Origin of the sequence: Cupriavidus sp. HPC(L) (genome assembly GCF_000307735.3) — a bacterium.
GTDB lineage: Bacteria > Pseudomonadota > Gammaproteobacteria > Burkholderiales > Burkholderiaceae > Cupriavidus.
The window spans coordinates 1-11276 of the sequence record NZ_AMPR02000062.1 but is presented as its reverse complement, the minus strand read 5'-3'; the positions used below and the strand labels follow the sequence as shown (position 1 = coordinate 11276).

Annotated in this window: 13 protein-coding genes; 9 read left to right on the top strand and 4 right to left on the bottom strand. The window is 66.5% G+C overall.

Annotation, left to right across the window (positions count from 1 at the left end):
- The 4 genes from minC to B551_RS05330 all read left to right on the top strand — a co-directional run.
- Nucleotides 1–383, top strand: a 383-nt coding sequence (minC, locus tag B551_RS05345; protein WP_157071914.1) for a septum site-determining protein MinC, incomplete at its 5' end; no start/stop codon positions are given.
- Nucleotides 384–444: 61 nt separating this feature from the next.
- On the top strand, nt 445–1257 hold the full coding sequence (minD, locus tag B551_RS05340; protein WP_006578295.1) for a septum site-determining protein MinD: 813 nt from the start codon (nt 445–447) through the stop codon (nt 1255–1257).
- Nucleotides 1258–1272: 15 nt separating this feature from the next.
- Nucleotides 1273–1527: a cell division topological specificity factor MinE gene (minE, locus tag B551_RS05335; protein WP_006578294.1), complete on the top strand. Its 255-nt coding sequence runs from the start codon at nt 1273–1275 to the stop codon at nt 1525–1527.
- Nucleotides 1528–1857: 330 nt separating this feature from the next.
- Nucleotides 1858–2943 (top strand): porin, encoded by a 1086-nt coding sequence (locus B551_RS05330; RefSeq protein WP_006578293.1) that lies wholly within the window; start codon nt 1858–1860, stop codon nt 2941–2943.
- 13 nt (nt 2944–2956) lie between these two features.
- Here B551_RS05330 and B551_RS05325 read toward each other — a convergent pair whose 3' ends face one another.
- On the bottom strand, nt 2957–3697 hold the full coding sequence (locus tag B551_RS05325) for a HAMP domain-containing histidine kinase (RefSeq protein WP_055274522.1): 741 nt from the start codon (nt 3695–3697) through the stop codon (nt 2957–2959).
- On the bottom strand, nt 3694–4389 hold the full coding sequence (locus B551_RS05320; RefSeq protein WP_023263623.1) for a response regulator transcription factor: 696 nt from the start codon (nt 4387–4389) through the stop codon (nt 3694–3696). Before B551_RS05320 ends, B551_RS05325 begins: the two co-directional genes overlap by 4 nt.
- Nucleotides 4390–4752: 363 nt before the next feature.
- On the opposite strand from B551_RS05320, the gene B551_RS05315 reads away from it, so the two are divergent.
- The gene (locus tag B551_RS05315; protein WP_006576936.1) at nt 4753–5445 is read left to right on the top strand and encodes a response regulator transcription factor; all 693 of its coding nucleotides are present in this window, start codon (nt 4753–4755) and stop codon (nt 5443–5445) included.
- A 10-nt stretch (nt 5446–5455) separates the two neighbouring features.
- Nucleotides 5456–6250 (top strand): aquaporin, encoded by a 795-nt coding sequence (locus tag B551_RS05310; RefSeq protein ID WP_006576937.1) that lies wholly within the window; start codon nt 5456–5458, stop codon nt 6248–6250.
- 54 nt (nt 6251–6304) lie between these two features.
- Here the strand turns inward: B551_RS05310 and B551_RS05305 are convergent, their stop codons facing one another.
- Together B551_RS05305 and B551_RS05300 are read right to left on the bottom strand one after the other, a co-directional pair.
- Nucleotides 6305–7297: a tripartite tricarboxylate transporter substrate binding protein gene (locus B551_RS05305; protein ID WP_006576938.1), complete on the bottom strand. Its 993-nt coding sequence runs from the start codon at nt 7295–7297 to the stop codon at nt 6305–6307.
- Nucleotides 7298–7421: 124 nt separating this feature from the next.
- Nucleotides 7422–7715, bottom strand: a complete 294-nt coding sequence (locus B551_RS05300; protein ID WP_023263622.1) for a hypothetical protein — start codon at nt 7713–7715, stop codon at nt 7422–7424.
- A 241-nt stretch (nt 7716–7956) separates the two neighbouring features.
- Between B551_RS05300 and B551_RS05295 the strand changes: the two genes are divergently transcribed.
- The 3 genes from B551_RS05295 to B551_RS05285 form a co-directional block, all read left to right on the top strand.
- Entirely contained in the window at nt 7957–9168 is a 1212-nt protein-coding gene (locus B551_RS05295; protein WP_023263621.1) for a hypothetical protein, read from the top strand.
- 141 nt (nt 9169–9309) lie between these two features.
- Nucleotides 9310–9747: a CBS domain-containing protein gene (locus B551_RS05290; RefSeq protein WP_006576941.1), complete on the top strand. Its 438-nt coding sequence runs from the start codon at nt 9310–9312 to the stop codon at nt 9745–9747.
- A 281-nt stretch (nt 9748–10028) separates the two neighbouring features.
- Nucleotides 10029–11276: MDR family MFS transporter (locus B551_RS05285; protein WP_023263619.1), on the top strand; the 1248-nt coding region annotated here is incomplete at its 3' end.

The window sequence follows — 11276 nt, the reverse complement described above, 5'->3', positions numbered from 1 at the left end:
CTGCTCCTGCCCCCGCCGCGGCTCCGGCACCCGAACCGCCGCGCGCCGCCACGACGATGCTGATCGACAGGCCGCTACGCTCGGGACAGCAGATCTACGCGCACGGCGACGTGGTGATCATGGACGTGGTCAGCTTCGGTGCGGAAGTCATCGCCGAAGGCAATATCCATATTTACGCCCCGCTGCGCGGCCGTGCGCTGGCGGGCGTCAAGGGCAATCCGGACGCGCGCATCTTCTGCACCTGCCTGGAACCCGAACTGATTTCGATCGCCGGCATCTACCGGACCGCCGAACAGACCCTGCCGCCCGACGTGCTGGGCAAACCCGCGCAGGTCCGGCTCGCCGACGAAACCCTGATTCTCGAGCCGCTTCGCATGAAGTGAGTTCGGCCGAGTCCCGCAACATCGCAGCGCAAGCTTCAACCCTATTACTGGACCAAGAGCCATGGCAAAAATCATCGTTGTGACCTCCGGCAAGGGAGGCGTCGGCAAGACCACCACCAGCGCGAGCTTCGCCGCCGGGCTGGCCCTGCGCGGCCACAAGACCGCCGTGATTGACTTCGACGTCGGCCTGCGCAACCTCGACCTGATCATGGGTTGCGAGCGCCGGGTGGTCTACGACCTGATCAATGTGGTGCAGGGCGAGGCCAATCTGCACCAGGCGCTGATCAAGGACAAGAAGTGCGAGAACCTGTTCATCCTGCCGGCCTCGCAGACCCGCGACAAGGAAGCGCTGACGCATGAAGGCGTCGAGAAGGTGATCAAGGACCTGATCGCCATGGACTTCGAATACATCGTCTGCGATTCGCCGGCCGGCATCGAAACCGGCGCGCTGATGGCGATGTATTTTGCTGACGAGGCGTTGATCGTCACCAATCCGGAAGTCTCGTCGGTGCGCGACTCGGACCGCATCCTCGGCATCCTGTCGTCCAAGACCAAGCGCGCCAGCGAAGGCGAGCCGATCAAGGAACATCTGCTGATCACGCGCTACAACCCGAAGCGCGTGCACGGCGGCGAGATGCTGTCGCTGACCGATATCCAGGAAATCCTGCGTATCAAGCTGATCGGCGTGATTCCCGAATCCGAGGCGGTGCTGCACGCCTCGAACCAGGGCACGCCGGCCATCCATCTGGAGGGCACGGACGTGGCCGACGCCTACGGCGACGTGGTGGACCGCTTCCTCGGCAAGGAAAAGCCGATGCGCTTCGTCGATTATCAGAAGCCGGGCCTGCTGTCGCGCCTGTTCGGCAACAAGTAAGGAGGGCTCATCCCCATGTCGATCCTGTCCTTCCTGCTCGGGGAGAAAAAGAAATCCGCGTCGGTCGCCAAGGAGCGGCTGCAGATCATCCTCGCCCATGAACGCACCGGCCATTCCGCGCCGGCCGATTATCTGCCGGCACTGCAGCGCGAGCTGGTTGCCGTGATCTCGAAATACGTGAAGATCGGCGATCAGGACCTGCGGGTCAGTCTTGAGCGCCAGGACAACCTCGAGGTGCTCGAGGTCAAGATCGAGATCCCGCAGAGCTGATCGTCACCGGCCGGCCGCCCGGTCCGGCCGCTCCCCCCTTCGGCGGGGTGTCCCGACGCGGACGCCCTCGCCCGCCCCGCCCTTCCCCTTTTCTGTTTCCGCACGCCTTCGCGGGCCCGACTTTGCACGCCGCAATGCACCATTGCGGCTAACTGTCGCGGCCGGACAACGAATTTGCCACCAGCGGCGTCCATTCCGCGTCGCTCCGGCAAGGATTGGTGTCGGAACGGGTTACGTTTTGATAAATTTTCGCGGCGTCTACCGACAACGTAGAGCCAATAAATGCCGCCGCGATCCGGCGACAGAACCACAAGACAGAAAAGGAGCACCATGAAGAAATCGGCCTTGACTCTCGCACTCGGCGCCCTGTTCGCCGGCAGCGCCTACGCGCAATCCTCCGTCACGCTGTACGGCATCGTCGACCAGAGCATTCGCTACACCACCAACGCCAACGCCAACGATGACGGCCTGGTCGAACTGACCAACGGCGCCATCACCAACAGCCGCTGGGGCATCAAGGGCAGCGAAGCCCTGGGCAACAACCTGAAGGCCATCTTCCAACTGGAAAACGGCTTCGATCCGGACACCGGCCGCGGCAACCAGGCCACCGGCACGCTGTTCGGCCGTCAGGCTTACGTGGGTCTGTCGGGCGACTTCGGCACGATCAAGCTGGGCCGTCAGTACACCGAGGGCTTCAACCTGTTCGGTGACTACGATCCGCTGACGATCGGCAACTACAACAACAACGCCTGGCCGTTCTTCCTGACCCAACTGCGCCGCGACAACGTCATCAGCTATGACGGCAAGTTCGGCGGCCTGAACGTCGGCGCCAGCTATGGCTTCGGCGAGCAAGCCGGCAGCGTGCGTACCAACCAGTACTGGGGTGCCCGTGCGTCGTACGCCTTCGGCCCGTTCGGCATCGGCGGCGTGTACCAGGAAATCCGCGACATCAACGAGAACAAGCAGCAGATGTGGGGCGTGGCCGGTAAGTACACCATCGGCGCGGCCAAGCTATTCGTCGGTTACATCGGCGGCAAGGATCACACCGGCGTCATCGACAACGGCTTCCTGAATCCGGATCAAGCCACCACTGGCAACCCGATCCCTGCGGGCGGCAACCACGCTGCCAATCCGCGCAAGGACAAGATCGGCTATGTGGGCGCCAGCTACCAGCTGACCCCGGCCCTGGCCCTGACCGGCGCGTTCTACTACGACGACATCGACAACAAGGACGGTGTTGCCGGCAACGATGGCAAGCGCTACACCGGCGTGCTGCTGGCCGAGTACGCGCTGTCCAAGCGTACCCAGGTCTACGGTACGGTCGACTACAACAAGGTCAAGGACGGTGCTCGCACCGAACTGCCGGGCAAGAGCAACCAGACCGGCGTGGCCGTGGGTATCCGCCACATCTTCTGATCGGCATCGTTTCTTACCGATCTGCAGGCAAGAAAGCACCTTCGGGTGCTTTTTTGCTTTGGGGCAGTACCAGGCGCCAGATGGCCACGCCATGCTCGTTGCCCAATGTCAGCTTGCCGCGGTGGCATCGCATCACGCGGCGCAGGAACATACCGGCCGGCGCACTGCGTGACAGCGCCGCGGCGACCGCATGTGGCGACGCGGCCGCGGTCGCTATCTCCACGCAGCAAACCCGGCGCGAAATGCCCATCCGCAGGTGCACGGCCGCACCGGGCGAGGCATCCAGAATCGCACGGGCCAGCAGGCGGGTGACCGCCATCTCGAGCATGCGGACATCGCCCTCCACCCATGCGACGGCCGGCAGGGCCTGGCAGTGCAGGATCACGCCCGTCTCGTCGGCCGCGCTCCATGCCGCATCGACGCATCCGGCGACCAATGCAGCCAGATCGACCGGCTCGCGGCGATACGAATGAGCGGCTTCTTCGATCAGGCTGCCCAGTTCGTCGACCCGGTTCAGCGCCTCGCGTGCGTGCGCGACGACCCGCGCCGTAAACGCAGGCCCGGCCAGTGCACCGGCGCGATACAGGCCGGCCAGCGCCAGCATGTCGGTGGGCGGAACGCGCAGGTCATGCGCCAAGCCATGGACCACCGCGCGCCATACCGGATCGCCGCGCCGCGCCGCGCTGCGGGCCCAGCGGCGGCGCCATGCCGCCAGACGGGCAAATCGATCCCTCATGCTGACGAGAAAACTCATGGCAGGCTCACCACCTCGAGCCGATAACCGTGGGTATAGACGGGAATCAGCCGGAAACCGCGTTCCGCGCGCAGGCCCAGCTTGCTGCGTACCCGGGACATATGCGTATCGATGGTGCGCGACAGCGGCGAGATCTCCCTGCCCCAGACCGCGGCGACGATATAGTTGCGCGCGACGATGCGGCCCTCGTTGCGAAACAGCAGCAGGGCCAGGTCGAATTCCTTCGGCGTCAGCTCGACCGGGCAGCCGTTCAGCGTGACGGTACGGGCGGCGCTGTCGAACACGTAGCCGCCCAGGCTGACGCGCGCGTCGGTACCGCCGCGGCGGCTGTCGGTACGGCGCAGCAGGGACTGGATGCGCGCGGTCAGCTCGCCCGGCCGGATCGGTTTGACCATGTAGTCGTCGGCCCCCGCGCACAGGCCGCTGACCACATCTTCCTCGGCGCCGCGGCAGGTCAGGAACATCACCGGCACGCGCCGATCCAGGTTGGTACGAGTCCAGTGCAGAACTTCCTTGCCGCTCATGTCCGGCATCTGCCAGTCGAGCAGCAACAGATCGAAACTCTCATTGCGCAAGCGCAGCAGCAACTGCCGGCTCTGTCCGAAGCTGACGCAGCAGTGGCCGGCCTCGGTCACGATTTGCTGGATCCACGCAGCTTGCGCGGGTTCGTCTTCGAGCGATGCGATCTTCATGCGCAACTCCGTTCACGGTGGTGAGCGATCGAACTCCGGTCTGCCTGCGACCGGCCCCTTGCCATCGAGCATCGAACCATCCCGCATTTAAGCCTGCGCGTGACCGTTTACAAATAGGAATTGCCTCAATTTGAGGTTTCAACAAATTCTCACTTTCGGCATGCCGATGTCTGAACGTACGATGCCTGCGCGGATCGACATTGCCGCGCCAATGCCAGCGGCGATCGACGCGAAGGCCCATGCCAACGCTCTCACGATCCGCGGCCGGTGACAGCCCCGCCGGCGCACTCCCTTGTCGCGCGTCGGGACACCCACCCCCCCCCCCCGCGCAATCGAAATCGACACGCGAGGAGAGCAGACGCCATGAGAATCGCTGCGCTGCAAGACGATCCCACGCAAGCCGTGGTGCTCGAGCAAACGCTCAGCCTGCAAGGCCATCGATGCATTCGCTTCCGGGAAGGACGGACCCTGATGATGGCGTTGCGCCAGGAAGCATTCGACATGCTGCTGTTGGATTGGGAAGTGCCGGGCATCGCCGCCCAGGACGTGCTGCTGTGGGTGCGCCGTACTATAGGCAGCCGCTTGCCCGTGATGCTGCTCGGCGATGCCGCCGAGGAGTGCCAGCTGTGCCACGGCCTCGCGCAGGGCGCGGATGCGTTCATCACCAAACCGGTGCGGCGAGCGGAACTGGCCGCCCGCATTCACGCACTGGCGCGGCGCATGCTCGATACGGGCGAGGGCTGCTTCGATCTGTCGGTCGGTGCCTATCGTTTTTCGACCACTGACCGGCGCGCGTATCTGACCGGCACGCCGGTCATGCTCTCGCCGAAGGAGTTCGATCTGGCCATTCTGCTGTTCCGTCATCTCGGCCAGCTGGTGTTGCGCCAGACCATGATCGACGAGGTCTGGCATCGCGCGCTGCCGGCCGGTTCGCGCACGCTTGACAGCCATCTGTCACGCGTGCGGACCAAGCTGGCCCTGTGGCCGCACAACGGCGTGCGGCTGACGACGGTGTATTCGGCCGGCTGCCGCCTCGATGTGGTCAACCCCATCTAAGGAGCGAACCATGGCCTCCCTCGCCAGAAGACTGCTCGCGGAAGCGGTCGGCACCTTCGGATTGATCTTTGCCGGTTGCGGCGTGGTGGTGCTGGCGGGCTGCAAGCCGGATACCGCCGCGGACCTGCTGTGCATCGCGCTGGCCTTCGGGCTCGCGGCCTATGCAATGGGGCGGGCGGTCGGACCGATCTCCGGTGCGCATCTGAATCCCGCCATCAGCCTGGCCCTGGCCGCGGCACGGCGCTTTCCCTGGCGAGAGGTGATTCCCTACGGCATCGCGCAGCTGGTTGGTGCGGTGGCCGCGGCGACCTTGCTGATGCTGGCGGCGCAGGGCCGCCCGGATTTCGCCCTGTCGTCCGAGCGCTTCGCCGCGAACGGCTACGGTCTGCATTCGCCGTCGGGCTACGACATGCCGAGCGCATTGGCGATCGAATTCGCGGCGACCGCGATGCTGGCGCTGGTGACCGCCAGCGTCACGCGCCGTTGCCGCCTGATCGCGGCGGGTCCCGTGGTACTTGGGCTCGCGCTGACGATGGCCCACCTGCTTGCCTTGCCGGTGACCCACGCCGCGCTCAACCCTGCGCGCGCCACCGGCCAGGCGCTGTTCGTTCAGGGCTGGGCGATCGCGCAGCTTTGGCTGTTCTGGCTGGCGCCCGCGGCGGGCGGACTGATGGGCGGGCTGGTCGCGTTCTGCCTGCTCGACGAGGATGGCTTGCTGACCGAGCCTGACGAGCTGACGGCGCTGGCCCACTGGGCCGCTGCCGACGCGGCCGACCCCGGCTGCGATCCCCCGCCGCCCGCGTGAGCGGCGTGCGCGGTGGCAGTGAGGATGACTGCGGAAGCCCGGTCTTGCGCCGGCTCAGTCCGCCTTGATGCCGGCTTCCTTGACGATGCGACCGTTGTCGTCGTACTCGGCACGGATAGCGGCGGCAAACTGCGCCGCGCTGCCGCCGGTCGGCACCTCACCGCCCTTGAGCAGGCGTTCGCGGACTTCCGGCGCGGCCAGCGCCTTGTTCAGTTCGGCATTCAGGCGCGTGACGATCGCGGCCGGCGTCTTGCCCGGCGCGAACACGCCGAAGGTCGACGTCAGATTGGCCTTCGGATAACCGAGTTCGGCAAAGGTTGGCACCTCGGCCAGCGCGTCGATGCGCTTCGGCGCGCCGACCGCCAGCGCACGCAGCCGTCCGGCCTGCATCTGCTGCGTCAGCGCCGGGCTGGCATTGGTGCTCATCACTTCGAACTGGCCGCCTAGCGCGTCGTTCATCTGCTGGCCGGCGCCCTTGTACGGAATCAGCGTCAGGTCCGCTCGCGATTTGGCCTTGACCTGCTCGAGCACGACGTGGCCGACCGTGCCGAGGCCCGAGGTCGCCCACCGGACCGAACCCGGCTTGGCTTTGGCCTGCGCGACCAGATCCTGGAAGGTCTTGCCGGCAAAGCTCGAGGTGGCGACCACGATCACCGGCGAATACATCACGCTCATCACCGGGGCGATATCGCGCTGCGGGTCGTAGTGGACCTTGCCGACGTGGGGGTTCAAGGTCAGCGGGCTCGTCGACGAAAAGCCGATCGTGTATCCGTCGGGCGCGGCCTTGGCCACCGCGTCCATGCCGATGCTGCCGCCGGCGCCCGCCTTGTTCTCGACCACCACCGAGGTCCCCATCTGATCGGAGAGGCGCTCGGCGAGCGCGCGCGCGACCGTATCGCTGATCCCGCCGGTCGGATAGGCAACGATCAGTCGGATCGGGCGCGACGGATAGTTGTCGGCGGCGAACGCCGGCGCGCTGGCGACGACGGCAAACGACGTGGCGGCGGCAAGGGCGGAGAGTCCGGGCAGGCGGAAGGCAAGAGACATGGCGCAGGCAGCAGAGATGGGTAGGAAGTGATGGCCGTGAGTTGACGGTAGAAGCCGGCATGACGCATGCGCAAGGCAGGCAGAAGGCGGGCAGTTCGCTGCCAGGCCGGCGACGGGCGCTATCTTAGCCCAACGCTCCCGGCCGCCAATGGGGCACCCAGGAGACGAACAACTCGTTGGCCCGATCGTACAGGCGCCAGACGGTGCCGCACTCACGGCACTCGAAGGTCAACATGCTGAACGGCACACCGGCCGCGCTCTGGCTGACCAGCGGCGCCGTGTGTTTCAACGCCAGCCGTTCGTGCGGTTCGCGCCGGCGCATGTCGGCGGCCAGCGCGAGACAGTGGGCGCAGGCATCGGGTACGCCGGGCGCGGGCGATGCATCGCGGGAGCGGGACGGGGCTTCGTGGGCGGACACGGCGGCAGGCGGGGCGGCAAACGCCCCGCGATGGAAACGGCAACGCCGCCATGATGCCGCAAATCCCACCTCTGCTGACGGGCGCCATGGTGGCCGACGGTGCGCGATGGTGCGCGATAGTTCGTGTTGAGTGCCGATGCAAGTCCCGGCACGGCAATTCGACAAGTGGCGGCGTGCCGCTTCAAGCGGAATCTGCAGATTGCCGAAAGTTCTTTTTTGACGAGTTCGTCACACTCGCGCCATGCGTTCGTTGCATGGCAACGGCACGACGGCCTGTACGGCGGTGCCCGGCCATGCCTTCCTGCCCGTCGTCCGCCTGCCTTCGATCATGCGCGCTCCCCTGACCATCCACCAGTTCGCCAGCATTCAGGACATCCGGCTGGCCGTACAGCGCCGTCCCGGCGACCTTTTGCAGCAACTGCATGGCGACGGCACCCATCACATCGTTCAGCTGGGCGTGAACCGCTATCGCTTCCAGCTGAGCAAATGCCCATCCGGACGATGGGAAGGCACACTGGTGGAAGTGCCGTTCCGCCACATGACATGGCGGCAGCAATGGCTCGCCATCGTGCGGACCTTGTGCCGGCTGCTGCCGTGCGGGTCCGTCAGGAACGCCCGCATCCGGCATACCGTCGGGCATTTCACGCAGGCGGAAGGGCGAGTTCAACTCATTCCCGAGCAGGGCTTTCTGCCCCGCGACCAGCGGCTCGGCTGGTTGTATCAACTCTGTCGGCGATTTCACGCCTCTGTGGACGCCAACATCGATCTGCCCGCCAGCCTCGATTTCCGCGATGCGGTCGTGTCCGACGACGACCTGAAGCTGGTGGAGGAGCAACTGCGCGCCCTGCCCGAGACGCTGCCACGCGATCGGCTCGAACTGATCCTCGAGCCGCTTTGCTCGCTCGCCGTGCCCCCCGACACGCCGGCGCGAGTCCGGCGCGACGACATGGTGGCATTGCTTTGCGACCTGTTTGCCAAGACACACGACTTCGACATGGCGACGGGCAGGCGAATCGTGCAACTGACCGGCCGGCTGCCCGTCGGTCCGGCATTCCGGCAGTGGCTGGAAAACGGCGCTACGCGGCTGGCAGATGGCCTTGCCGCCGCGGTCAACCCCTGTGCGATGGCCCGAAAGACCGAGCCACTTCCAGGAGCGGATGCAAACACCGTCAATGGCTTCCAGCTGATCAGCCGGCACCTGAAGGATCTCGCCGCCGTCCTGCCGGTCCTGTCACCACCGGCGGCGGCCCCGATGCTGCAATCGATGGCCGACATTGCCGCCCTTCCCAACGGCGACCGCGCGAGTCGGATCGAGCTGCGAACCATCGTCGCGCGCGCGCATGCGTTGACCGCGGAACGCCATCAGGCCGGGGTCGAAGTGGCGAACGCGCCGCGCAAGCCGGCGCGCGTCTGGGGCAAGCGAGCCGATATGGCGATAAGGGCATATCAGTAAGATTCTTCCCCGTCACCCTGTGACGCGTCGCGATCCTTTGCTAATCTGGAATGGCGTACCGCCGACCTGACCGGCGGACCGCCCGCCACCGCGGATGCCGGCGGGAGCCGCAGTCCTTCCCGACTCGACCAGGAGTGGATGATGAAAACTGCACGACAGGTCCTTGCGTCCAAGCCGACGCAAGCCATCTACAGCATCCAGCCGGGCGCGACGGTGTATGCCGCGCTCCAGTTGATGGCGGAAAAAAGCATCGGCGCGCTGCTGGTGATGGAGCACGGCAAGATCGTCGGCATCCTGAGCGAACGCGACTACGCACGCAAGGTCATCCTGATGCAGCGAACGTCCCGCGAAACCTTCGTGCGGGACATCATGACCACCGCGGTGGTCTATGTCCGGGCCGACCAGACCACCGACGAATGCATGGCGCTGATGACGCAACACCGCTTGCGCCACCTGCCGGTGATGGAAGGGGACGAGCTGATCGGCATGCTGTCGATCGGCGACCTGGTCAAGGACATCATCTCCGAACAACGCTTCATCATCGAGCAGCTGGAGCAGTACATCGCAGGCAGCCGCTGACGTCCGGAGCGCAGCGCCCCCGGCGGCGGCATATTCGGTAAACGCATATAATTTTGCGTTTACTGAATAACAGATGAAGCCGGTCCAGCAGGGCTGGCTTCGGCCGCCCTCCCGGCCGCTCTCTCCGGCCACCCGCCGCCGCCGCTCCGATGTCCCGCCCCGCCGTATCCGACCGCCCTACCCCCGCTTCCGCTACCGCCTCTTCTTCGATTGCCCCGTCGGACACCGCGCTCCCCGCGCCGGCGCAGCCCATAGCCGCCGCCGCGGAGCACCGCGCGATCATGCGCGTGATCGGCGGCATCGTGCTGTGCATTCTGCTTGCCGCGCTCGATCAGACCGTGGTGATACCGGCCGTGCCGGCGATCGCGCAGGATCTGGACGGCTTCGGCCATCTGTCCTGGATCGTCACGGCCTATCTGATTACCTCGACCGTGACCACGCCGCTCTACGGCAAGCTGTCGGACTCGTTCGGCCGGCGGCGGCTGCTGATGGTCGCGATCGCGCTGTTCGTGCTGGCCTCGCTGGCCTGCGCCATAGCGGGTTCGCTGCAGCAGCTGATCCTGTTTCGCGCGCTGCAAGGCATCGGCGGCGGTGGCCTGATGTCGCTGGCGCAGGCGGCCATCGCCGACGTGGTGTCACCGCGCCAGCGCGGCCGCTATCAGGGCTACCTGGCGGCGGTATGGGCGGTGGCGTCGGTGGCCGGACCGCTGGTCGGCGGCTGGGTGTCCGACCATCTGTCGTGGCGCTGGCTGTTCTGGATCAATCTGCCGCTTGGGCTGCTGGCGATGTGGTTGTGCCATCGCGGCCTGCGCGCCCTACCCGCTCCGGCCCGCAAGGCGCGCGTCGATTGGGGCGGTGCGCTGCTGCTGACCGTGGCGATCGTGTCCTTCCTGCTGGCGATGAGCTGGGGCGGCGAGCGATACGACTGGCTGTCCGCGCCGATGGCCGGACTGGCGGCGCTGACCGGCCTCAGCGTGCTGGCGCTGGTCTGGCAGGAACGGCGCGCCAGCGATCCGATGCTGCCGCCGCGCCTGTTCGCCAACCGCAGTTATGTGCTGGGCGTCGGTGCCTCGGCGCTGGCGGCTTCCGCGCTGTTCCTCTGTGTCTTCGCGCTGCCGCTGCATTTCCAGCTGGTGCGCGGCGCCGACGCGGCGATGTCCGGCATGCTGGTGGTGCCCTTCCTGCTGTCCACCGTCGCCGGCAACTTCGTGGTCGCGATATTGGCGCCCCGGCTCGGCCGGCTGCGCGGTCTGCTGACGATCGGCTTTGCCGCCGCGGCCCTCGGCCTGGCGGCGCTGTCGACCGCGACGCCGGCCACCTCGCTGGTGTGGCTGCTGGCCGCGATGATCGTGACTGGCGTGGGACTGGGCATTTGCATGGTCGGCACGTTGATGAACGTGCAGAACGCGCTCGAACGCCGCGACACCGGTGCCGGCACCGGCGCGCTGCTGGTGCTGCGCTCGCTGGGCAGCGCGCTCGGTGGCGCGATGGCCGGCACGCTGCTGACCCTGGCCTTCCGCGGCGCGCTG